Genomic DNA, 21,308 nt, shown 5'->3' with positions numbered 1-21,308 from the left:
TATACCATACACTATATACGCTCACTCTTTCCGTTTCCGCCGTTCCTCCCGTCTTGATTTTTTAGCATCGTCCAGCGCCTTTTTGGCCTCTTTATACTGGCTGGACTTTCGCTCGGCTTTATCCAGCACTTCCCTAAAATACGTCTGCGCCAGATCGTAATTTTTTTCTTCGTTTGCGATTTTTGCCAAGCCTACTACCGACGACAAATAGTAGCCCGCATTGGTGGAATTTGTTTGCTTAGCGTATTCAACCGCTTTTTGGTAATTTATTTTTGCCTCCGGTAAGTTCTTGTAGAACAAATGATTGACGTAGGCCAGGATATACGCAGCGGTGCGCCCACTTACCCCCTCATAACCCGCCTGCGTCCGGTCCACTTTTGCCAGAATATCTTTAGAGATTCGTTCAGCCTCTGCCAGGCGCCCCGTTACAAAGGCCGACCGGGCGAAGTACCGCTCGAAGAACGGGTTGTCAGGATATTGCTCATACATGTACTTCGACATTTCATAAGCTTTATCGTACTGATTCTCCATGCTGTAAATCTGGACCAGAAAATACCGGGCTTCTACACGCGTATAAAAGGCGGTGTTAGCCGTTTTTTCCAGCTCTTTGATTCCATTTACTTTGTTGCCTTTAGGAAAAAACATCAGAATAGGCTTCAGGAGTGGGTAATTCTCTGGAATCCACTGGGCATAATAGTCATACATGCCGTCGCCAAACAATAACTCGGGGCTAAAGTCGGCATTGCCCTTGCACTTCTCGAAATATTTGAGGGCACTTTTACCAGCAAACGTCGCCTTCGTCCACTTCTTACGTTCGGAGTACAGCCGTCCTTTGAAGGCGTAAGCCGCAGCCAGAAAGAACGAAGGCTCCAGTTTGTTTTCGCTATTGTCGTAGAGTTTCTCGGCCAGGGCAATAGTCGTATCCATATAGGCGATGCACTGGCTGTCGTAATCAGTTATGTCCGTATTCGGGACGATTTTCCACCACTCGGCCAGGCCCATCAGGAAGTAGGGCATCGGATGTTTGGGATAGCGCACCCGCAGCCACCGAAATTCTTTATCGGCTTCGTAAAATTTATAATTGTACATCAGATTGATGGCCTCCGCCGACTCAATCTGAACGCCGGGATGTTTTAATAGCCCATCGTACTTTTTATCAAACGCCGACGGGTCATAAAGCTGAGCATGCACCAAAGATGCCATACCAAGTAGCCATACCGTCAACAATAGCTTATTCATCCGTTAAATTTAGCGTTAATAGTATATGAACGTAATCTACTGTAAGTCCGTTTGCCTGCGCTTATTTTTCAGTAAATTTTTGCCCCCTTTCCTGGCATCGGTGTATCTTTGACATCCCAAGACGACGATATGATAACGATTAGAGACAAAACGTTTGTCCCCTTTATTCCCGCCGATGCCATTCAGGAACGCATTCAGGAAATAGCCAAGCAAATCAATCAGGAATACGCCGACAAACAACCGCTCATTGTGGTCGTACTAAACGGTGCTTTCCTTTTCGCAGCCGACCTGACCAAACACCTTACTATTCCCTGCGAAATTACCTTCATTCGAGTGGCTTCTTACCAGGCTACCGAATCCAGCGGTCAATTGAAGGAGATTTTGGGATTAAGTGAATCCATTGAAGGGCGCGATCTGATTGTTGTTGAAGACATTGTGGATACGGGTCTAACGCTGCGCCAGGTCTGTGCCCAACTTCGGGAGAAAGCCCCAGCCTCCGTCTCCATCGCCACGCTATTATTTAAGCCAACCGCCTTGAAAGAAACCCTCGACTTACGGTACGTCGGTTTTGAGATCGAAAATCGTTTTGTGCTGGGTTACGGCCTGGATTATGATGGACTGGGCCGGAATACGCAGGAAATCTTTGTTCTTTTTGAGGAGTTGGTGGGGAGCAGCGAGGAATAAGGAGTTACTGACGCGAGCGCGGTCAAGAGCTCTTGTTTACCCAAATAGCTTCTCACGACTAGTACTAATTACCGATCCACCTCCCCCATCACAACGTCGATGGAGCCGATGATAGCGACCAGATCGGCAAGCATGGCTCCTTTACTAATTTCACTGATGACAGACAGGTTGTGAAAACAGCATGACCGGGCTTTGCAGCGCACGGGTATATCCGACTTCCCATCGGTTCGGAAGAAGAAGCCTAATTCACCTTTCGAACTCTCAGCTCGGGCATAAAAATCCATCGCCTTCGGCCGGATTTTCTTAGGGACTACGGCCTGCGGATCATACGCTCGAGTGCGTTTATGATCACCCAGCAACTGATCGAGGCATTGCTCCACGATGCGAATAGACTCGTGACACTCCAGTACACGAACATTGTTCCGATCCCAGCAATCGCCAGGGGTTCCCATTTTTCCTTCACCAATGGGAATATCAAAGTCGAGTTCAGGATAAACAGAGTAACCATCTACCCGGCGGAGGTCGTAACGCAATCCGGAGCCTCGCAGCATGGGCCCCGTGCAGCCATAGTCGATCGCCACTGCCAGGGGTAATACGCCCACGTTGGCCGTACGTTTTACAAAAATTTCATTTTCGATAACCAGTTGCTGCAGCTCAGTTAGTTTCGGTTTGAGATAGGAAATAAATTCCCGGCACCGCTCCTCAAAGCCAACGGGCAGGTCATAGAACAGCCCACCTACCCAAATATAATTATAAAGCATTCGGGCACCACTGACCCATTCGAGTAGACGCTGAATATGCTCCCGGTCGCGCATGAGCCACAGAAAAGGGGTATACGCACCAATATCAAGCGCATAGGTGCCAATGCCGACAAAGTGAGCCGCAATACGATTCAACTCGGCTACCAATACCCGTGTGTATTCGGTTCGTTTTGGAATGTCGTTCTCGATACCCAGCATTTTTTCCACGCCCATCACGAAGGCGTGCTCGGAATTCATAGCAGCTAGATAGTCGAGTCGATCAACGAACGGGATTGTCTGGTTGAATGGGAGTGACTGAGCGTGTTTTTCAAAACATCGATGCAGATAACCCAGATGCGGCACCACATCAACAATGATTTCGCCATCGGTAACAACCTCGAAGCGCAGCACACCGTGCGTCGACGGGTGCTGTGGCCCCATATTCAGAATCATCTCGCCCTCGTTGAGCATTTCGGGCTTATACACGGTGGGTTCCGACGCTTTGAAATGCCCCGGCGCGTACTCGTATTGTATGGTTTGTGTATTCATGTTTGGTACCAAACAGCCGAGGCTGCTTATGTAACTTAAATCAAACAGCCCGCGGCTATTTGGTACAATAGTACGTCAAAGGTCGAAAGCGGGGGTCCGAAAGTCAACCGTATCCTGACTTTTCTGAGAGCGATCATCCAAAATCATAGCTTTTTTTCTAACAAGCTCTTTGTCAAGTGAAAGACATTGCGTACCTTTGCGCTCCTTATCGAGAAAACGAACTTTAGCAATGGCAAAGAAAGGCGCCAATAGAATCCAGGTTATTCTGGAATGCACCGAGCAGAAAGACAGCGGTGTTCCCGGCATGTCCCGGTACATTACTACGAAAAACCGGAAAAATACGCCGGCTCGTATCGAGCGAAAAAAATACAATCCGTTCCTCAAGAAAGTAACGCTGCACAAAGAAATTAAATAGGTTTTGGGTTTATAGTGTTCCGTTTACGGTAGGTAGAGTCAATCTGTTACCGCATCCGAAAACTGATAACCATAAACCATAAACTAAACAATCGACATGGCAAAAAAGGTAGTTGCAACCCTGAAAACGAAGGATAACGGCAAGGCATTCGCCAAAATTATCAAAGCCGTTAAATCGCCCAAAACTGGCGCTTACACCTTCAAAGAAGAAATGGTCCCGGTTGACGAAGTACAGTCTGCGCTGAAAAGCTAGGCATTGAAAAGTCAGCTTCCCGCACGAAGACATTCGTCCCACAGCCGTAATCGGTTCTGTGGGACTTTTTTTTATCAAAAAATAGTTAGGGCAGGTAGCGGCACAGCCACCTACACGTTACCGGAAATACGCTATTCTACCTGACTATCAATCGACCAACTCACTGACTCTACCTTATGGCCCTATTTGGTTTATTCTCAAAGGAAAAGAAAGAAACACTCGACAAAGGATTAGAGAAAACAAAAGACAGTTTTTTCTCTAAACTCGGCCGGGCCGTCGTTGGGAAATCTACTGTCGATGAAGAGGTTCTGGACGAAGTTGAAAACGTACTTATTTCATCGGATGTAGGTGTTGAAACAACGGTTAAAATAATTCGAAGGATCGAAGAACGCGTTGCTCGTGATAAATACGTAGGTACCGAAGAGCTTGACCGAATTCTGCGTGAAGAAATAGCGGGCCTACTGTCAGACAATAATACGGTCGACATAGCGGATGATTTTTCGCTGCCTGCTGGTATAAAGCCCTATGTCATTATGGTCGTGGGGGTTAATGGTGTCGGTAAGACCACCACCATTGGTAAGCTGGCAGCCCAATTTCATAAGCGTGGCAAGAAAGTCGTGCTGGGCGCGGGCGATACGTTCCGGGCTGCCGCCGTTGATCAGCTTAAACTCTGGGGCGACCGGGTGGGCGTTCCGGTCATTTCGCACGGCATGAACACTGACCCCTCAGCTGTCGCTTTTGATGCGGTAAAAAAAGCAACCGAAATAGGTGCCGATGTCGTAATCATCGACACTGCGGGACGATTGCACACGAAGATCAACCTGATGAACGAGTTGACTAAGATAAAGCGGGTAATGCAGAAATTCACGTCCGAAGCCCCTCACGAGGTACTTTTGGTGCTGGACGGATCTACCGGGCAAAACGCGTTTATTCAGGCAACCGAATTCACGAAAGCAACCGAGGTAACCGCCCTGGCGATCACTAAACTGGATGGTACAGCAAAAGGGGGCGTTGTGATTGGCATTTCGGACCAGTTTAAAATTCCGGTCAAGTACATTGGCGTTGGTGAGAAAATCGATGACCTTCAGACGTTTAACAAAATGGAATTTGTGGATTCGTTCTTCAAAAAATGAATATGCCCCATGGCAGTAGTAACAGACTTGGATAAAGTTAATCGGGAGGTAACCGATATTATGAAACGTCATTATGGCGACCGGCTGGACAGGGTCATCTTGTTTGGCTCCTATGCCCGTGGTGATTTTAATGAAGAGTCCGACGTAGACTATTTGGTCGTTTTAAGAGATGATAATGTTTCTTCATTTAAGGAAGTAGCTACTACAATAACCGACCAAAACGACTATTATCTTAGAACACTTATCCCGATTTCGGCTGTCGTTGTATCGAAAAACCAATTTCTAACGTCAAATCGTATTTTCTATAGAGAAGTTAGAAAGGACGGCAAATGCATTTATGAGTGAAGACCTAAGCGACTGTATTAAAAAAGCGGAAGGATATTTAGCTAATGCTAAAACGATCGTTACAACGGAGCCATTACATCATGCTATTATTGCTTTTTCTGACTCGTACGCGGTCTGCTCGTGGAGAAGAACATTGTGACAAAACGCCATTCTGCTGCCCGTGAGATGTTTTCGCTTCATTACATTAAATCAGGTGAGATACCTGAACAATTTAAAGATGATTTTGCAACGTTGTTCGAACGCCGACAAATAGCGGATTATGATGTAGATGGCGATTTTTCACTGGATGAGATAAATCAACTTATTCAATTAGCCGAAAACTTTCTTGGCTTTGTAAAAGAGCGTTATGCGTAAATACATCATCTATTTCGTCTTCTTACTTAGCATTTCGTTTGCAGGCTCGGCTCAGACATCTATCCGGCGAAAAGCCGCTAAATCGGTGAAGAAACAGGGAATTTGTGGCGTGGTTCGGGAAAAACGAGGCAATTACATGCCAAGCCCTGACTCACCCCGGCAAAACCCCGATGGAACGCCGGTTGAACGCGACGTGTTAATTTTTCCTCTGTTGAATAGAAGTCAGGTTGAGGCCGGCGAAAACGGATTTATCCATTCCGTCGGGGATGCGAAGCCAGTCAAAACCGTTAAATCCGGGAAAGATGGGAAATTTTGCGTGAGCTTGCCAGTCGGTCAATACACCGTAATGGTGAAAGAAGAAAAGGGATTATACGCGAATTTATCGGACAGCAAAAACAATATTTTTCCGGTCAACGTCCAGAAAAACAAATCAGTAACAGTAACGGTGGCTATTATTCATCAGGCTGTATTTTGAGTAACGCGGACATCCTGTCCGCCCTTATTTGCATAATACTGCGGACAGAATGTCCGCGTTACAAAATGAAAACCAAAGGAATACGTACCAATAAAATCAATATCGTCACGCTTGGTTGTTCGAAGAACCTGGTGGATTCGGAGGTGCTTTTTACCCAACTCAAGGGCAACGGTATGAACGTAACGCACGAATCGAAGAAAGACGACGCCAATATCGTTGTCATCAATACGTGTGGCTTTATCGACAATGCCAAAGAGGAATCCATCAATACTATTTTGCGCTACGTGGACGCCAAGGACGCGGGCATAGTTGACAAAGTTTATGTAACGGGCTGTCTTTCACACCGGTACAAAGATGAACTCGAAGTAGAAATGCCAACGGTAGATGCCTGGTTTGGCACCAACGAGTTACCCCGAATGCTGAAAACGCTCCGTGCCGACTACAAGCACGAACTCGTTGGCGAACGGTTGCTCACCACTCCGGCTCACTTTGCCTATCTCAAAATCGCTGAAGGCTGCGACCGTCCCTGTTCATTTTGTGCTATTCCGCTGATGCGGGGCGGCCATGTGTCCCGCCCGTTTGAGGAATTGCTGACCGAAGCGAAGTCTCTTGCCCGACGCGGCACCAAAGAACTGATTCTAATTGCGCAGGACCTGACTTACTATGGTCTCGATCTGTATAAAAAACGAAACCTTGCTGAGCTGGTCGACAAACTGGCGGATGTTGACGGCATTGACTGGATTCGGTTACAGTACGCTTACCCATCAGGCTTCCCGCTGGAAGTGCTGGATGTTATGCGCGAGCGGTCAAACGTTTGCAACTACCTGGACATGCCCCTGCAAACCGGCTCTACGGAGTTGCTGAAAATTATGCGCCGGGGCATTACCCGGGAGAAAACGGAAAGTTTAATTCATACGATCCGCGAACGTGTTCCCGGCATTACTCTTCGTACAACGCTGATTGCCGGTCACCCCGGCGAAACGGAGGCTATGTTTCAGGAGACGTACGACTTCGTTGAGCGGATGCGTTTTGATCGGCTGGGTGTATTTGCGTATTCGCACGAAGACGACACGCATTCCTTTTCCATGCCCGACGATATTCCGGCCGATATCAAGCAGGAACGGGTGGATGAACTGATGGAAATTCAGCAGGGTATTTCGCAGGAACTAAACCAGCAAAAAATCGGGCAGACGTACAAAGTGCTATTCGACCGGAAAGAAGGTGGCTATTTTATTGGTCGCACCGAAGCCGATTCCCCTGAAGTTGATAACGAAGTACTGGTACCCGCTACGCAGTATGTCCGGCTCGGGGACTTTGCCAACGTACGCATTGATCGCGCTGAAGAGTTTGATTTATACGGTGAAGTTGTTTAATTAGCCCGGCATGAAACTAACTGAGAACGAAGTACAGGTCATTCACCCTTACTTGCAAGATAAGCCAGTAGTGAGAGCCTATGTTTTCGGTTCATACGCACGGGACGAAGCCAATCCGCAGAGTGACCTTGACTTACTGGTAGAACTTGATTATAACCGTCCTATAGGTTTAGAATTTGTTGGCATGAAATTGGAAGAACAACTGCATAAGCCCGTTGATCTGGTTTCTTCAAGTGGCCTGTCGCCCCGAATTCGTCCTTTTATTGACAAGGATAAAAAACTGATTTATGAAAGGGCGGTTCGGTAATAAGCAACGGCTGGAGATGCCCTTGATTCGATTGCTGAGATTGAAAATTATGTAGCGAATCAGACCTTTTCTCAGTTCCTGGCAAATTCAATGATGCGATTTGCCTGCATCAAGCAGCTCGAAATAATTGGCGAAGCGTGCAACCATGTCGTTCATCAGTAAAAGAGATTTTTCCTGAGGTTGAGTGGCGCAAAGTCACTGGCTTACGACCTATTCTGGTGCATGAATATTTCGGGGTTGATTCGGCACTGATATGGCATATAATCACAAATGATTTGCCGAATCTGAAATTCCTGTTCATTCATATTGCCGAAACATTGTGATGAAATGGGCTAGTTCAGCCATTAACCCTGACAAGAAATCACGTCAACGATTCAAGCATATAGTCCAAATTTTCCCGACTCACGACTCAAGTCGTGGGCTGAACAACCCAGTGTCGAACCTTGCCGGATTTTTCGTTGTTAAAATCCGGTAAACGCAACTTCCGCCTACCGCATGGACTGTCAGTACCTGCCGCTTGCTTCAACCGGCCAGTTTTCTTCCCTATTCCTTGATTACATTTCGAATAAAGACAGTTTAAAACCTTTTTATGGCCGCTTTCCCGATGTAGCAGCCTTCAAGGAGCAGATTAACGAGAAAAACTTTGATGAAGCTAATCGGCGGGTTCTGGTTGATGCTCTCCAACGGCAATACCAGTCTCTCGACGCAAAACCGGACTTTTCGGTATTATTGGAGCCCAATACCTTCACGGTCACCACGGGGCACCAGCTCAACATTTTTACCGGGCCACTTTACATCATTTATAAACTCATCACGACCATAAACCTGGCCAGAAAGCTCAAAGCAGCTTATCCCAGCTATAATTTCGTGCCGGTTTACTGGATGGCTACCGAAGATCATGACTTTGCGGAGATCAACCATTTTTCGTTGATGGGCAAAAATTACGCCTGGCAAACAGAGCAGCGTGGGGCCGTTGGCCGCATGAACCCGAAAGAATTAAAAACCCTTTTCGCTCAAATTCCCGAAAAGTTATCACTGTTTGAAAAGGCTTACCTACACCACAATACCCTGGCCGATGCCGCCCGGTACTACATAAACGAACTATTTGGAGCGGAAGGGCTGGTTTGCTTAGATGCTGACGATGCCGCCCTAAAACGGGTTTTCGCCCCCGTTATGCGGGATGAGCTTACCCAGCAAAAATCAGGTGAGTTGGTACAGACAAGAACCAGGGAGCTTGAGAAATTAGGTTACAAAACAGTTATTACACCCCGTGATATAAATCTGTTCTACCTGGATGACCAGATTCGGGAACGTATCGAGCGCAAGGAAGATGGAACGTATCGGGTTCTTCATACAAAAATAAGCTTTTCGGAGAGCGAGGTCTTAGATTTGCTGGCCGAACATCCCGAAAAATTTAGCCCAAATGTGGTATTGCGTCCCCTGTACCAGGAAACTATTCTCCCCAATCTGGCTTACATCGGTGGACCATCGGAAGTGCCGTATTGGTTGCAGTTGAAAAGTGTGTTTGAGGAGTATAAAACAACGTTCCCGATTCTGATGCCACGGAATTTTGCGATGTACGTTTCGGCCGTAAGTTCGAAACGTATTGTCAAGCTTGGCCTTACCCCCGAACAATTATTTCAGGATACGCTCGCGCTCAAACGGGAGTTTATTGAAACGCACACCCGGCATATTCTTAAATTCGATAACGAGAATAAAACCATCAACAAAGCGCTTGACGCCATTTTGAATAAAGCCCAAATGGTTGACCCAACGCTCGAAAAGGCCGTTTTAGCGGAAACAAAACGATTCGCCGACGCAGTTGCCCGACTCGAGAAGAAGATGCGCCGAGCCGAAGAACGCAATCAGGAAACGGGTATCCGGCAGTTGCTGGCCGTCAAGAATGACCTTTTCCCCAACGCAGGATTACAGGAGCGCAGCGAAAACTTTCTGACGTTTTACCTGAATGATCGTCAGTTTCTGCAAAAAATGTTGTCGGTCTTCGACCCGTTCACGTATCAAATGCAGCTTTGCCTGGAATAATTAGTTCCTCAGGTAGCCCCCATGATTTTATGACCAAGGCTGAGTTACGTCGGGAGTTTCTAGCTAAACGCAAAATCCTTACGGCCGAAGAAGTTGCTCAAGACAGTCAGCGCATAGCCAGCAACTTCTTCACCTATCTTGAGCAGCATGACCTTGACAGCAGTCCGGCAATCGTGCACACATTTCTGCCCATTAAACGACGGAATGAAGTAGATACCTGGTTCATCATCAACCAGATCTGGACGCACCTTCCACACATTCAGATCAGTGTACCGGTTACCGATGAGTACACGAATCAATTGATCAACTACACGTTGTTTCCGTCTACGGCGCTGATAGAAAACAGACTGGGCATTCCTGAACCCGCCGTTGGCAGCCGATATGAAACCGATCTCGCCCAGATAAGCATCGTATTGGTACCTTTACTTATCTTCGATAAACAGGGACATCGTGTAGGCTATGGAGGTGGCTATTATGACCGTTTTCTGGCCAGTTGCCGCCCCGATTGCCTGACAATTGGCCTTTCGCTCTTTGAACCTATCAACATCATTGACGATATCGGACCGACAGATATTTCCTTAAACTGTTTTATAACACCAAGGCAACTGTATAGCTACAATTAAGACTATTTAATCATAGTTTATTTACTTTTCCATATAAACAACTGGTGGCTGGCGTTATCTTTATAAAAAGAACAACGGTCATGAAAACACTTTTGCTACTACTCTTGCTCTGTCCCCTGTCAGTATGGGCGCAACAAGACAAAATTCCACTTCCCGTTCAGGGAGAGAATCTTAAGCCAATCGAAAGCGATCTGATTCCTTCGTATAACGGACGATACGGACAGCAAGTAAAAACACAGTACGTGTATGATGGCCTCGATATTCGACGAGCCAAAGATCTGGGTCAGTACATATATGCATCCGGCGACCCAAACGCTATCCGTGAGTTCAATGCCTATATCAGCAGCCGCAAAGCAGGTGGCTGGCTCATTGCGGGCGGAATTACGTCAGCTATTGTGGGGGCAATCATCATGGGTTCGAATGGGCCGGGGTCCGACGGGAAATTTATAGCACAACAGCCGTATGTTTGTCCGACGGGCTATGCCTGTGGCGGGTCAGGTGGTGTTGTCTATGGTGGTCAGATTGCGGGCTATCAGGCAGTAACGGATACTCAGCGAAAAAACACCTACGCAGCAGGTGGCCTGACCCTGCTGGGTGGGGTGCTAATGGCCGGTATTGGCTGGGGGCTGAATATGCCTGGCTCACACCTGCGCCGTTCGGTGCAGTATTACAACCGGGCTCTGAAACAACGGGGTATATCCTGGCAACTTACGCCCTACTCGTCTATGGCTAACTCGGGCGTTGGTCTGGTAGGGCGCTTCTAACTTTTTTAAACGATAATTCCTGTCCGTCAAAGTTTTACCCTATTTTTGCAGGCCAATCATTATGCGGGCGTTGGCTAGTGCTGACAGACCCGTTTTTATTAACTAAATAAAGCGGATTTCACGGCAAGAGCCCACACGGGCGGCTCCGGAGCATCCGCATCAAAACAATGAAAATCGCAGTCGTTGGGGCTACTGGCTTGGTCGGTAGCGAAATCCTGAAGGTGCTCGCCGAGCGCAGCTTCCCCGTGTCAGAACTCATTCCCGTCGCTTCCGAGCGGTCGGTTGGTAAACAGGTTGAGTTCAAGGGTAAATCATACACGGTCGTTAGTTTCGAGGATGCCATTGCCGCCAAACCCGCTATTGCGATTTTTTCGGCGGGTGGCGGTACGTCACTGGCGCTGGCACCCAAGTTTGCCGAAGCAGGTATTACGGTTATCGACAACTCGTCGGCCTGGCGCATGGACCCAAGCAAGAAACTGGTCGTTCCTGAAATCAACGCTAACACGCTGACACCCGACGACAAGATCATTGCCAACCCAAACTGTTCGACCATTCAGATGGTTGTCGCCCTGAAACCACTTCACGATCGCTATACCGTTAAGCGAGTCGTGGTGTCCACGTATCAGTCAGTGACGGGAACGGGGAAAGCCGCGGTCGATCAGCTTTTTGCCGAGCGAACCAATCAGGAGGGCGTCGCGAAAGTGTACCCGCACCCCATCGACCTGAACGTGTTGCCACACATTGACGTCTTCCTCGACAATGGCTACACAAAAGAAGAGATGAAAATGGTCAACGAAACCAAGAAGATTATGGGCGATGACTCCATTCAGGTTACGGCTACCACGGTACGCATCCCGACCATTGGCGGGCATTCCGAAGCCGTTAACATTGAGTTCGAGAATGAGTTCGACTTGAGCGAAGTAGTTGACTTACTGACCAAGGCAGAAGGCATTGTTGTACAGGATGATCCGGCGAATAAAATTTACCCTATGCCGCTAACGGCTCACGGGAAAGACGACGTATTTGTGGGCCGTATCCGTCGTGACGAGAGCCAGCCCAAAACGCTGAATATGTGGATTGTAGCCGACAACCTCCGGAAAGGAGCAGCCACGAATGCCGTACAAATTGCCGAGTATCTTATGAAGCATAATCTGGTTGAACGCGAAGCCGTAGCGGTGTAACCTTTCTGCCTGTTTATTTACAGAAAGTCCCGTTTAGCTACTTGCTGAACGGGACTTTTTGCGTAGATTTAATTTAGATTGTCTCGCTGAAAATTTTATTCCTTTACCAAAAATGGCCGTTATCCAACTCCAGAATATCTATAAATCCTACGAGTCGACGCCTGTTTTGAAAGGCATTGACTTAACCGTGTCGGCGGGGCAGATTGTGGGTTACATTGGTCCCAACGGCGCGGGGAAGTCGACCACCATCAAAATTCTGATTGGGATGCTTCCCGATTTCACTGGAGAAGCGACCGTGCTGGGCATGGATGTGAAGACTCAGTCGCTCGACATTAAACGTCGAATTGGGTATGTCCCCGAAAACGCGGCTCTTTATGACAGCCTGACACCGCTGGAATACCTTCAGTTCATCGGTCAACTGTATGCCCTGGACCCAATCCATATCGAACGAAAAGCGCTGGAGTTACTTCGGCTGTTTCAGCTCAGCGACTATGCCAATGCCCGTATGACAACTTTCTCGAAAGGAATGCGCCAGAAAGTTCTGCTCATTTCTGGCCTTTTGCATAACCCGGATGTTATTTTTCTGGATGAACCACTCTCGGGTCTGGATGCCAACGCCGTTGTGCTGGTTAAGGAGATCATGAGGCAGTTGGTAAATGACGGCAAAACCATTTTTTACAGTTCGCACATTATGGATGTGGTCGAGAAGATTTCGGATCGGATCATTATCATCAATCAGGGTCAGATTATTGCCGATGGCACGTTTGCCGAACTACAACACCAGCGACCTGAATCGCTCGAACAATTGTTTGCCCAATTGACCGGTAGTGACGGGCAAACGGGTGTGGCTGAGGAGTTTGTTCACGCGCTCAAAAACTGATCCCTATGACAAGCCTAATTCTCTGGCTCCTCGACTGGGTGAAACCAGTGTTTCGGCTGCTGGGTGCTGATTACGGTCAGTTGAGAGCCATAGTGCAGGTCAAGCTGACAATGGATAACCGGCGGAGCTTCGTTAGCCTGGGCCGATATGGCAAAACCGCGACCGAAAGCAACAGCAATTTCACCCGAATGCTGCTCATTTATACCTTCATTGGTAGCTTGATTAGCTTCGGTATATTGGGTGTACCTGAGCGAGACAAATTGTTCTTTCCGCTTACGCTGCAATTTTCCTATGTTATGGCCCTGTGCGCCATGACGCTCATTACCGATTTCTCATCGGTCATTATGGACTCTTCCGACAACCAGATTATTTTACCCCGTCCTGTAGGCAACCGCACCCTATGGCTAGCTCGCATTATTCACATCACCAGCTATTTGTTCGCCATTGCCTTGTCTTTATCGGTAGGAGGTGTTTTGTTGCTGGCGTATCGGTTCGGCCCGATTGTGGGGCTCGCATTTCTGGTCATGAGTTTGCTGTCGGCCGTGCTGATGGTCTTCTTGACCAACGTATTTTACCTGCTTCTGATGCGGGTCATCAGCGAAGAAAAACTGCGCGAAGTGATCAACTATTTTCAGATTGTGATGGCTATCCTGTTCTACGGCGGCTACCAGTTGCTCCCCCGCCTGATCGACTCCCAGGATGTATTGACCCAAACCATCGCCCACCAATGGTGGCATTATCTGATTCCGCCCATGTGGATGGCGGGCACGGTCGATATGTTGATTCGGCCTGTATTCACTACGACTCACCTGATTTACGGATTGCTGGCGCTCCTTATGCCATTTGGGGGTTTGTGGTTCATGAACCGGTTTCTAACCGCCGGCTTTACCCAGAAGCTAAGTCATATAGACCATGAAAGCCGCCCCGAGACGTCAACTGTTGCGAACCAACGAACACCGTCGGGCAAAACGCCCTGGCTCGACCTACTAGCCAGTTGGTTCACGACAAATCCACTCGAACGAGCCGCCTTTGCTTTTACCTGGCGAATAACGGGCCGGGACCGTAAATTCAAGCTTAAAACCTACCCACAGCTGGGGTTTGGATTTGCCTATGTAGTGGCCATGTCCTTTCAGCGGAATAGTATGGGCTCGAAAGGATTTTTCTACCTCCTGGCACTCTATTTTGCGGGACTCTATGTTATGGTTGCGCAGTATCAACTAGGCATATCCGACAATTATCGGGCGTCCTGGGTTTACGGCAGTGCACCCATTAAAACGCCCGGTGATGTACTCTCCGGCTCGTTAAAAGCCTTAATCGTGAAACTGCTTATCCCGTTTTACGCACTGCTGTCCGCTTATATTCTATACCGCTACGGCCTCGATAAAATCAGCGATGTGCTGCTGGCCTTCAGTAACTCGCTGATTATGCTTCTGTGTACGGCGCTGTTAGCTACACGCTTCATGCCGTTTTCAGTTGAGCCCGATGCCCTCAAGCAGAATAATACCGCACGGGGGTTGTTCACCAGTCTTATTCTGGGCATTATCGGATTGTCGCACTATGGCCTAACCATTTTACCGTATGGGACCTGGATAGCCTTGCCCTTTTCGGTTGCCCTGTTTCTGATTCTACTTCAGCAATACAAGAAAACGGACTGGAGCCGAATTCAGATGGGATAAGAATACTACCCCACTCGTCATTGTATTAACTGCCCATTTGCCAAAGCAAACTGCTGCAAAGTAACCTGCTCGTAAACGGCCAGATTAGCATCCCGCACCTGTACCATAAGAGGCCGAATAACACAAGTTTCCTCGTCGGCACAATCGTCGCAACGCACGTAAAAATGCTTTGATACGCAGGGAGTGGGTGCAATTGGCCCATCGATAATACGTAGTACCTGTGCCAGATTTACTTGTTGTGGATCAAGCCGTAACATATAGCCGCCCCCTTTCCCTTTCTGACTTTGCAACAATCCATGATTGCGGAGGTCCAGAAGAATAGCTTCCAGAAATTTCTGAGGAATGTTTTCCTTCGCTGAGATATGGGCAATCAAGATCGGCCCTTTCCCATATTCCTCGGTAAGAACTTTTAGGGCCTTAAAGGCATATTTAGCTTTTTTCGAAATCATAGTGGTGCTTATTTTCTACACAAGGCAATCTTCGGAATGGTGTACTAAACAGATTAGCGGCTGTTTATCCCTGGTTTCCATCAATCATTTATCCGAACAGAACATAATTATAAATTCTATAGGACAAATAGGATATTAACTTCCTAAACAGCTGCCAGTACACAAAGTTGTTAACCGTACGGAGAAATACAAAAACCCTCAGGTATTTTTGTATTTCACTCGTCAAAAGAGCCAATCCGTTGAGTTATCATAGTCAGCGCATTGGCACGCTCAATCAAGCATTTATCACATGCTGGCACTTATTCAGTAGAAAGTTACTGAATCCTACTCTTAACGGAGAATGAACCTGGTACCAGCCCAACCTTGATTAAACTCAACGAATCCAGATGAACAAACTGCTTGGTAATTTGTCTTTCGCTCAATGTTCAGTCCTTAGCCTCGTGTTATTTATTCTGCTGAGTGGTTGTTCCAAACCCGAACAGGTTGATTCGCCTGCGCCGATACCAGCTCAGTATGAACTCAAAGCCATGCGGTATTTCTTCAACCAAGGCGACAAAGTTGACACCACAACGCTGCAATTAAAAGCGTTGAGTGTGCAGAATCCAGGTTCTGTCATCGCCACGCAGCAAGTTGAAGAGGGCTTTGGCGAACTAATGAAAACTTCCTGGTTTACTATTGATCCTACCAGCCAGGTCCCTAACGAAATTGACCTCAGCACGTTCGCCGTGGGTGTACCTGAGCATTGGTATGGGAGCGGCCTGTTCGATCGCTCGGTTGAAACGTATTCAATTACCCCTTTTCAACAACAAAAGCCCTATGGCTTTGGTACCAAAGGCCTGTTGACCGTTAAGATTCCACCCAACTCCCGAATCGACATCAGCCGTCAGGTCACGGTTTATCAACTCACATGCTCCTTTGAGGGCCTTGTGGAGAATATAACAACGGGCCAACAGCACAGCTTTAAAGGAAAGTGGAAGGGTGTATTACAATATGCCAACCCATCGACAACGTTGAAGGAGTCTGTCTTGTAGGGATTTCGTCGATCGTACTTCAGACATTGACACCGCTACTATACCGTTGTTTCGATGGAATGGGTCCCTTACCTTGACCCTTTTCCAGATCTGATGAGTACCCTACAACAAGGATGTGTTCGTTAACTACCCAAATCGCCCTGGTAGCAACTACCTGGATTATCTCGTTGGGCCTTTTTGCCCTTGGCCTCTGGCTACTCATCCTGGGCATTAAACAAATTCAAAAGGCGGTTGGCGCTCCGGTTTTGCTCAAATTGCCCTTGACCCAAATAAGCGGCCAGTTTGTATTGACCCATGCCGGCGAGTACGCCATCTGGCAATCCGGCAGAACCATACAGCGAGTACCCGTGAAGATGCCGACGCCAGTCATCTCGGCCCTGCAGACTGGCAAACCAGTCAGGGTACAGTCAAGTTTTTCCGGTATGTGGGTCAACGACGGCTGGGAGGGCCGTATTCAGCTTTTTACGTTCCGGGCTCAGGCGGGGACATACCAACTCGGCTGGCCAACTAACGCAGCCATGCCCCACACACAAACACCTATCTTTCTCGAAATACGGGAACGGAGGTCAGGCTCTGTACTGGTTTGGGGTATTCTTCTTGTGCTTATCGCGGCAGCCTGCCTGATAAGTGGGCTGGTTTTTTCTATCGTCTAGACGATCATTAAGGTTAGCTCGTTCAGCCAAGGCCACTTACAACTTTGTTAATTAATCGGTTGGCTTTGTAATATGTCCCACTGTATTTGTCCAGGTAATAAACGATAGACTGGAATCTGAATCTTGTACAACTGACAGTATTTCTTAATTGCCGAATCGATCTGTTCCGCTGAGTAACGGGAAGAAAAGTGGCCCAGGATTAACCGCTCAATCTTAATCTGAGCCACTTCCCGCAAAACCTCTTCCAGCGTACTATGCCGATTTCGAGTAGGGTCTATTTCTTTGATATCTTGGTGGCTCAGAAAAGTAGCTTCATGAATTAAGATACTCGTGTCATTCCATTGTCCGAGCTGGTCCGCGGGGGTATCGCCCGAATAACCTATCAAGTTAAGGCGGACCGGCTCGGTCATCGTTTCTCGCCCGGCCGTAAGGGCCAGTTGAGTCAGTTGCTCCTGAGGTAAACCTACCAGTTCGGCTTTAAGCTTCTGTTTGAGTTGGTAGAGTTGATAACTCACGCTTTTTACCTGCGACGGATGCGCACTGGCAACATGGTTGTTGCGCAGTGCCTGTACGAAGATGTCTTTCTGGATCATAGTCCATTGCTGATCGGCCATCCCCTGCCAGTTGGTTTGACCGACGCGTGCATCAAACTGCTTCGAAAAAATTTCCAGGGCTGAAAACGAATGCGCATCGGTTGGAAAGTACAGGTTTGGCAATCCATCTCGCGCAATGAGTTCATTGAGCCGCAACAACCCTGTCAGGTGGTCCCGATCGGCATGGGAGAGGAAGATATGGTCGATCTTACGCGATTTTTGCAGCAGCGAAGACGCAACGCCGTCTCCGGCATCAAACAGAAGTCGATACTCTTCAATAAAGTACCAGGTGGCAAATAGGGCTGTCGAATAGCCTGTAATGGTTAGGTTCATGGGCTGACGAAAGAGTCCGAGAGGTTTGAGGTCTATACACAAATTTTAATACCTGTTAACGTTTCTGTTACTAGTCGCGAACACGTAGACAGTCATCGTCTTATACAACTTTTCTTTTTCGGTAAACTCTGTTTTACCAGCCATTATCTTTACAAATTAGAACGATTAAAACGTCCGTTCCTTACGATACCTTTGTCCAGTCCGGCCTTAATGCTCACATCCCTTATACATTACATACAAGAACGGTCATCCAGTCCGCTCTCTGAAGCAGATATCAATTTGCTTCAGAGAGCGTTCGTCCCTAAAAAATTAAGAAAAAGACAATTTCTATTACAGGAGGGCGAAGTCTGCAAATACATCGCCTTTATTGTGAAAGGAGCTACGCGCCAATATACGGTCGATGAAAAAGGGTATGAGCACGTACTCAATTTGTGCATCGAAAACTGGTGGACGTCCGACCGTGAGAGCTTTCATAAAGAAACACCCTCTATTTACAACATCGATGCCTGGGAAGATACGGAGTTGTTGTTACTGCCCAAGGCCAACGGCTACTACGAACGGATCAATGCCATTCCGGCCTTTAACGAAATGCGGATAAAGCTTGATGATAATCAGCACATGGCTGCTCAAAAACGCTTGAACATGGCCCAGAACTACACTGCTGATTACCGCTATGAGGAGTTGATCAAACTATATCCCGAATTTCTGCAGCGTTTCCCTCAACACGTTATAGCCTCTTACCTGGGTATAACCAAAGAAACATTGAGCCGTATCCGACATCAGTCGACAAAAAAATGAAGCGGGCCGACTTCTGGGTTTACTACCCGAAATTATTTTTTGCACAACTCAACGTTAGATGAGCCGTACAGGAAAGTGATTTGAGCCATAGAAGAAACTTGTCCGTGCTTCGCTAGTTGATCTTTGTGTCATGAAAAACAGCACAAAAATTCAGTTGGGTCAACAGGGCCCGTTCGTGTCTAAACTTGGTTTAGGCTGTATGCGCATGTCTTCTATCTGGGGCGGTCCGACACCCGACGAAACAGAAAGCATCGCTACGATTCATGAAGCGCTGGATAGCGGTATTAATTTTTTGAACACCGGAGACTTTTACGGAGCTGGTCATAATGAACTGCTGATCGGCAAAGCCATTAAAGAACGACGCGACGATGCCTTCATCAGCGTAAAATTCGGCGCTATCTTTCACAACGGTCAATGGTTGGGTATGGATCTGCGCCCCATTGCGATCAAGAATTTTATTAACTACTCGCTGACCCGTTTAGGTATCGATACCATTGACCTTTACCAGCCCAGCCGAATGGATGACAGCGTACCGGTGGAAGACATCATCGGAACGGTCGCCGATCTGATCAAAGAAGGTAAGGTGCGTCATATTGGTGTATCGGAAATTACGGCTGACCAACTTCGTAAAGCCAATGCCATTCACCCCATAAGCGCGCTGGAGATTGGCTATTCACTGGCCGATCGTCAGATAGAAAGCGAACTGCTGCCGACAGCGAAGGAATTAGGCATTGCCGTAGTCGCTTTCGCCAATACGGCCGAAGGCTTGTTGACCGGTGACCTGAAAGCACCGCTCGGCGAAACCGATTACCGTACCCATTTCTCCCGCTTTCAAGGGGAAAACTTAATTCACAACCTGGAAAAAGTCGACGTCTTAAAACAAGTGGCCAGCAACAAAGGATGTACGCCAACCCAGGTTGCCATTGCCTGGGTGAAGGAGCAAGGCGATCAAATTATGCCGTTGGTCAGTATGAGTCGTCGGTCGCGCTTGCCGGAGAATATCGCAGCGATGGATATTACTTTTACGCCAGAGGAAATAAACATCCTGAACGCTACGTTTGCCCCAGGCGCTATACAAGGCGGCACTTACTTACAACGTTAAATGACCAGTCCAGCCGAAATTCTTCCGGGCGTGATTTTTTACTCTTACCTCTCCGCTGAGCGGAGGGAGAAAGTATGCTTCTGGAACCACCACACCTTGATATTGCAGGTTTCAGGACAGTTTACTCTGGAAACGTCTGGGCAAACCATTTCGATGGCCGGGGGACAGATGCTGTTGATCGGCAAAAATCAGTTGGGGACGCTCACCAAAACACCACTCCCCGGCGGCAACTATGAAACAATCGTAATATCCCTGCAGGAGGACTTACTGCGGAAGATTGCGTTAGAAGAAAAGCTCGAAGCAGACCGAAAATACACCGGTCAGCCAAACCTCCTGATTCCTTCCAACGAATTCCTGCAGGGCTATTTTCACTCTATTGTCCCCTACGCCCGCAGCTCAGGAGCAAGCATGACCGATGAAATGGGCATTCTGAAAGTGAAAGAAGGTGTTAAATTGCTATTACTTGCCCTACCGGAACTTCACCATTTTTTATTCGACTTTTCTGAACCTTACAAGATCGACCTGGAAAAGTTCATGCTCACTAACTTTCATTTCAACGTTCCTATCGAAAAATTCGCGCAGCTTACCGGCCGCAGCCTCGCAGCTTTCAAACGCGATTTCCTGAAAACATTCGGTGCTCCGCCCCGTCACTGGCTGCAGGACAAACGGCTAACCGAAGCCCGGCACCTCATTGAAACCAAACATCAGAGTCCCTCAGCCATTTACCTCGACCTGGGATTTGAAAGCCTGTCACACTTCTCGTACTCATTCAAGAAAAAGTTTGGCATGGTGCCCACTGCACTGAAGTATGGCCCTTCGCCAAAGTGATTCACTCGTCTAGACTGGCGCTGGCCTGTGACGCTCCTTTAGTGAGCATCCATAAAGACAAACAGGTGCGCCACCTTTTCATTTTCCAGGACAAAGAAATCCATACCGGTCAATCGATCCGGGCCAGTATGAATATCCCAGAATAGCCGGGCTCCATGTTGCGTACTTTCTATGGGCTTTGTTGGCGTGAAATTGAAATTATCGTCACCCGCAAATAGCTTGTCGATAAAGTCAGAAACGGCAACAAGGCCAACAAGAATAAAATCCTTGTCGTACATTTTCATATTGTCGGCATAGATGGTTTGCATCAGTGCATCACGCGTTGTACGGTCTTTTTCATTCCAGACAGCGGTATGTGTTTGCTGAAGCATATTCATTAACTGAGCATCCATAGGAAGACTGGCTAGTTTTTTTCTTAAAATGATACAACGATGCTGCCCAAAAGTAAGCGTCGCCTTCTTTCTATCGTGAATGGATTAGTTAATCTG

At 47.7% G+C, this 21,308-nt stretch carries 25 protein-coding genes and 1 pseudogene; 21 read left to right on the top strand and 5 right to left on the bottom strand.

Annotated elements, in window-relative coordinates; all coding sequences use genetic code 11:
- Positions 1–21 precede the first annotated feature (21 nt).
- On the bottom strand, positions 22–1,239 hold the full coding sequence (locus ACYU8Y_RS09630; protein ID WP_460936571.1) for a tetratricopeptide repeat protein: 1,218 nt from the start codon (positions 1,237–1,239) through the stop codon (positions 22–24).
- 129 nt (positions 1,240–1,368) lie between these two features.
- On the opposite strand from ACYU8Y_RS09630, the gene hpt reads away from it, so the two are divergent.
- Positions 1,369–1,923: a hypoxanthine phosphoribosyltransferase gene (gene hpt, locus ACYU8Y_RS09625; protein WP_460936569.1), complete on the top strand. Its 555-nt coding sequence runs from the start codon at positions 1,369–1,371 to the stop codon at positions 1,921–1,923.
- Between the two features lie 68 nt (positions 1,924–1,991).
- Here hpt and ACYU8Y_RS09620 read toward each other — a convergent pair whose 3' ends face one another.
- Complete coding sequence (locus ACYU8Y_RS09620; RefSeq protein WP_460936567.1) at positions 1,992–3,212, bottom strand: NADH-quinone oxidoreductase subunit D; 1,221 nt, start codon at positions 3,210–3,212, stop codon at positions 1,992–1,994.
- A gap of 229 nt (positions 3,213–3,441) precedes the next feature.
- Between ACYU8Y_RS09620 and rpmG the strand changes: the two genes are divergently transcribed.
- From rpmG to ACYU8Y_RS09545, 15 genes and pseudogenes are all read left to right on the top strand, one after another.
- Positions 3,442–3,627 carry a 50S ribosomal protein L33 gene (rpmG, locus tag ACYU8Y_RS09615; RefSeq protein ID WP_012929817.1) on the top strand — a complete coding sequence of 62 codons (186 nt, stop codon included), beginning with the start codon at positions 3,442–3,444 and terminating at the stop codon, positions 3,625–3,627.
- A 96-nt stretch (positions 3,628–3,723) separates the two neighbouring features.
- Positions 3,724–3,879, top strand: coding sequence for a DUF4295 domain-containing protein (locus tag ACYU8Y_RS09610; RefSeq protein WP_080238052.1), 156 nt, complete (start codon positions 3,724–3,726; stop codon positions 3,877–3,879).
- A 176-nt stretch (positions 3,880–4,055) separates the two neighbouring features.
- Positions 4,056–5,012: a signal recognition particle-docking protein FtsY gene (gene ftsY / locus ACYU8Y_RS09605; protein ID WP_460936565.1), complete on the top strand. Its 957-nt coding sequence runs from the start codon at positions 4,056–4,058 to the stop codon at positions 5,010–5,012.
- A 9-nt stretch (positions 5,013–5,021) separates the two neighbouring features.
- Positions 5,022–5,357 (top strand): nucleotidyltransferase domain-containing protein, encoded by a 336-nt coding sequence (locus ACYU8Y_RS09600; RefSeq protein ID WP_460936563.1) that lies wholly within the window; start codon positions 5,022–5,024, stop codon positions 5,355–5,357.
- Positions 5,358–5,471: 114 nt separating this feature from the next.
- The gene (locus ACYU8Y_RS09595; RefSeq protein WP_460939008.1) at positions 5,472–5,711 is read left to right on the top strand and encodes a HEPN domain-containing protein; all 240 of its coding nucleotides are present in this window, start codon (positions 5,472–5,474) and stop codon (positions 5,709–5,711) included.
- Positions 5,704–6,186, top strand: a complete 483-nt coding sequence (locus ACYU8Y_RS09590; protein WP_460936561.1) for a hypothetical protein — start codon at positions 5,704–5,706, stop codon at positions 6,184–6,186. Before ACYU8Y_RS09595 ends, ACYU8Y_RS09590 begins: the two co-directional genes overlap by 8 nt.
- Positions 6,187–6,251: 65 nt before the next feature.
- On the top strand, positions 6,252–7,559 hold the full coding sequence (gene rimO, locus ACYU8Y_RS09585; protein WP_460936559.1) for a 30S ribosomal protein S12 methylthiotransferase RimO: 1,308 nt from the start codon (positions 6,252–6,254) through the stop codon (positions 7,557–7,559).
- A 10-nt stretch (positions 7,560–7,569) separates the two neighbouring features.
- A complete protein-coding gene (locus ACYU8Y_RS09580; RefSeq protein WP_460936557.1) occupies positions 7,570–7,866 on the top strand; it encodes a nucleotidyltransferase family protein in 297 nt (98 codons plus the stop codon).
- 30 nt (positions 7,867–7,896) lie between these two features.
- Positions 7,897–8,189: pseudogene (locus ACYU8Y_RS09575) on the top strand (HepT-like ribonuclease domain-containing protein).
- Between the two features lie 172 nt (positions 8,190–8,361).
- Positions 8,362–9,909, top strand: coding sequence for a bacillithiol biosynthesis cysteine-adding enzyme BshC (bshC, locus tag ACYU8Y_RS09570; RefSeq protein ID WP_460936555.1), 1,548 nt, complete (start codon positions 8,362–8,364; stop codon positions 9,907–9,909).
- A gap of 29 nt (positions 9,910–9,938) precedes the next feature.
- Positions 9,939–10,532, top strand: coding sequence for a 5-formyltetrahydrofolate cyclo-ligase (locus ACYU8Y_RS09565; protein ID WP_460936553.1), 594 nt, complete (start codon positions 9,939–9,941; stop codon positions 10,530–10,532).
- Between the two features lie 80 nt (positions 10,533–10,612).
- Positions 10,613–11,296 (top strand): hypothetical protein, encoded by a 684-nt coding sequence (locus ACYU8Y_RS09560; protein ID WP_460936551.1) that lies wholly within the window; start codon positions 10,613–10,615, stop codon positions 11,294–11,296.
- Between the two features lie 167 nt (positions 11,297–11,463).
- Entirely contained in the window at positions 11,464–12,477 is a 1,014-nt protein-coding gene (locus tag ACYU8Y_RS09555; protein ID WP_460936549.1) for an aspartate-semialdehyde dehydrogenase, read from the top strand.
- A 112-nt stretch (positions 12,478–12,589) separates the two neighbouring features.
- Positions 12,590–13,357 carry an ABC transporter ATP-binding protein gene (locus tag ACYU8Y_RS09550; RefSeq protein WP_460936547.1) on the top strand — a complete coding sequence of 256 codons (768 nt, stop codon included), beginning with the start codon at positions 12,590–12,592 and terminating at the stop codon, positions 13,355–13,357.
- Between the two features lie 5 nt (positions 13,358–13,362).
- On the top strand, positions 13,363–15,033 hold the full coding sequence (locus tag ACYU8Y_RS09545) for a hypothetical protein (protein ID WP_460936545.1): 1,671 nt from the start codon (positions 13,363–13,365) through the stop codon (positions 15,031–15,033).
- A 17-nt stretch (positions 15,034–15,050) separates the two neighbouring features.
- On the opposite strand, the gene ACYU8Y_RS09540 is transcribed toward ACYU8Y_RS09545, so the two are convergent.
- Positions 15,051–15,482, bottom strand: a complete 432-nt coding sequence (locus ACYU8Y_RS09540) for an RrF2 family transcriptional regulator (protein ID WP_460936543.1) — start codon at positions 15,480–15,482, stop codon at positions 15,051–15,053.
- Between the two features lie 386 nt (positions 15,483–15,868).
- Between ACYU8Y_RS09540 and ACYU8Y_RS09535 the strand changes: the two genes are divergently transcribed.
- Together ACYU8Y_RS09535 and ACYU8Y_RS09530 are read left to right on the top strand one after the other, a co-directional pair.
- Positions 15,869–16,513, top strand: coding sequence for a hypothetical protein (locus ACYU8Y_RS09535; protein WP_460936541.1), 645 nt, complete (start codon positions 15,869–15,871; stop codon positions 16,511–16,513).
- 113 nt (positions 16,514–16,626) lie between these two features.
- On the top strand, positions 16,627–17,166 hold the full coding sequence (locus ACYU8Y_RS09530; RefSeq protein ID WP_460936540.1) for a hypothetical protein: 540 nt from the start codon (positions 16,627–16,629) through the stop codon (positions 17,164–17,166).
- A gap of 47 nt (positions 17,167–17,213) precedes the next feature.
- On the opposite strand, the gene ACYU8Y_RS09525 is transcribed toward ACYU8Y_RS09530, so the two are convergent.
- On the bottom strand, positions 17,214–18,092 hold the full coding sequence (locus ACYU8Y_RS09525; RefSeq protein ID WP_460936538.1) for an MBL fold metallo-hydrolase: 879 nt from the start codon (positions 18,090–18,092) through the stop codon (positions 17,214–17,216).
- A gap of 210 nt (positions 18,093–18,302) precedes the next feature.
- Between ACYU8Y_RS09525 and ACYU8Y_RS09520 the strand changes: the two genes are divergently transcribed.
- The 3 genes from ACYU8Y_RS09520 (at position 18,303) to ACYU8Y_RS09510 (ending at position 20,820) form a co-directional block, all read left to right on the top strand.
- Positions 18,303–18,890: a Crp/Fnr family transcriptional regulator gene (locus ACYU8Y_RS09520; protein WP_460936536.1), complete on the top strand. Its 588-nt coding sequence runs from the start codon at positions 18,303–18,305 to the stop codon at positions 18,888–18,890.
- A 130-nt stretch (positions 18,891–19,020) separates the two neighbouring features.
- Positions 19,021–19,992: an aldo/keto reductase gene (locus tag ACYU8Y_RS09515; RefSeq protein ID WP_460936534.1), complete on the top strand. Its 972-nt coding sequence runs from the start codon at positions 19,021–19,023 to the stop codon at positions 19,990–19,992.
- Positions 19,993–20,820 carry a helix-turn-helix domain-containing protein gene (locus ACYU8Y_RS09510; RefSeq protein ID WP_460936532.1) on the top strand — a complete coding sequence of 276 codons (828 nt, stop codon included), beginning with the start codon at positions 19,993–19,995 and terminating at the stop codon, positions 20,818–20,820.
- A 38-nt stretch (positions 20,821–20,858) separates the two neighbouring features.
- Here the strand turns inward: ACYU8Y_RS09510 and ACYU8Y_RS09505 are convergent, their stop codons facing one another.
- Entirely contained in the window at positions 20,859–21,212 is a 354-nt protein-coding gene (locus tag ACYU8Y_RS09505) for a nuclear transport factor 2 family protein (RefSeq protein WP_460936530.1), read from the bottom strand.
- Between the last annotated feature and the right edge of the window lie 96 nt (positions 21,213–21,308).

The organism is Spirosoma humi (genome assembly GCF_054776575.1).
Note: the sequence above shows the minus strand (reverse complement) of the source record. Positions and strands in the feature narration are given on the sequence as shown.

What these genes read in the sequence shown, in the direction of transcription:
- ACYU8Y_RS09630 (WP_460936571.1), bottom strand. Translation starts at nt 1,239, where the DNA reads ATGAATAAGCTATTGTTGACGGTATGGCTACTTGGTATGGCATCTTTG.
- hpt (WP_460936569.1), top strand. Translation starts at nt 1,369, where the DNA reads ATGATAACGATTAGAGACAAAACGTTTGTCCCCTTTATTCCCGCCGAT.
- ACYU8Y_RS09620 (WP_460936567.1), bottom strand. Translation starts at nt 3,212, where the DNA reads ATGAATACACAAACCATACAATACGAGTACGCGCCGGGGCATTTCAAA.
- rpmG (WP_012929817.1), top strand. Translation starts at nt 3,442, where the DNA reads ATGGCAAAGAAAGGCGCCAATAGAATCCAGGTTATTCTGGAATGCACC.
- ACYU8Y_RS09610 (WP_080238052.1), top strand. Translation starts at nt 3,724, where the DNA reads ATGGCAAAAAAGGTAGTTGCAACCCTGAAAACGAAGGATAACGGCAAG.
- ftsY (WP_460936565.1), top strand. Translation starts at nt 4,056, where the DNA reads ATGGCCCTATTTGGTTTATTCTCAAAGGAAAAGAAAGAAACACTCGAC.
- ACYU8Y_RS09600 (WP_460936563.1), top strand. Translation starts at nt 5,022, where the DNA reads ATGGCAGTAGTAACAGACTTGGATAAAGTTAATCGGGAGGTAACCGAT.
- ACYU8Y_RS09590 (WP_460936561.1), top strand. Translation starts at nt 5,704, where the DNA reads ATGCGTAAATACATCATCTATTTCGTCTTCTTACTTAGCATTTCGTTT.
- rimO (WP_460936559.1), top strand. Translation starts at nt 6,252, where the DNA reads ATGAAAACCAAAGGAATACGTACCAATAAAATCAATATCGTCACGCTT.
- ACYU8Y_RS09580 (WP_460936557.1), top strand. Translation starts at nt 7,570, where the DNA reads ATGAAACTAACTGAGAACGAAGTACAGGTCATTCACCCTTACTTGCAA.
- bshC (WP_460936555.1), top strand. Translation starts at nt 8,362, where the DNA reads ATGGACTGTCAGTACCTGCCGCTTGCTTCAACCGGCCAGTTTTCTTCC.
- ACYU8Y_RS09565 (WP_460936553.1), top strand. Translation starts at nt 9,939, where the DNA reads ATGACCAAGGCTGAGTTACGTCGGGAGTTTCTAGCTAAACGCAAAATC.
- ACYU8Y_RS09560 (WP_460936551.1), top strand. Translation starts at nt 10,613, where the DNA reads ATGAAAACACTTTTGCTACTACTCTTGCTCTGTCCCCTGTCAGTATGG.
- ACYU8Y_RS09555 (WP_460936549.1), top strand. Translation starts at nt 11,464, where the DNA reads ATGAAAATCGCAGTCGTTGGGGCTACTGGCTTGGTCGGTAGCGAAATC.
- ACYU8Y_RS09550 (WP_460936547.1), top strand. Translation starts at nt 12,590, where the DNA reads ATGGCCGTTATCCAACTCCAGAATATCTATAAATCCTACGAGTCGACG.
- ACYU8Y_RS09545 (WP_460936545.1), top strand. Translation starts at nt 13,363, where the DNA reads ATGACAAGCCTAATTCTCTGGCTCCTCGACTGGGTGAAACCAGTGTTT.
- ACYU8Y_RS09540 (WP_460936543.1), bottom strand. Translation starts at nt 15,482, where the DNA reads ATGATTTCGAAAAAAGCTAAATATGCCTTTAAGGCCCTAAAAGTTCTT.
- ACYU8Y_RS09535 (WP_460936541.1), top strand. Translation starts at nt 15,869, where the DNA reads ATGAACAAACTGCTTGGTAATTTGTCTTTCGCTCAATGTTCAGTCCTT.
- ACYU8Y_RS09530 (WP_460936540.1), top strand. Translation starts at nt 16,627, where the DNA reads ATGTGTTCGTTAACTACCCAAATCGCCCTGGTAGCAACTACCTGGATT.
- ACYU8Y_RS09525 (WP_460936538.1), bottom strand. Translation starts at nt 18,092, where the DNA reads ATGAACCTAACCATTACAGGCTATTCGACAGCCCTATTTGCCACCTGG.
- ACYU8Y_RS09520 (WP_460936536.1), top strand. Translation starts at nt 18,303, where the DNA reads ATGCTCACATCCCTTATACATTACATACAAGAACGGTCATCCAGTCCG.
- ACYU8Y_RS09515 (WP_460936534.1), top strand. Translation starts at nt 19,021, where the DNA reads ATGAAAAACAGCACAAAAATTCAGTTGGGTCAACAGGGCCCGTTCGTG.
- ACYU8Y_RS09510 (WP_460936532.1), top strand. Translation starts at nt 19,993, where the DNA reads ATGACCAGTCCAGCCGAAATTCTTCCGGGCGTGATTTTTTACTCTTAC.
- ACYU8Y_RS09505 (WP_460936530.1), bottom strand. Translation starts at nt 21,212, where the DNA reads ATGGATGCTCAGTTAATGAATATGCTTCAGCAAACACATACCGCTGTC.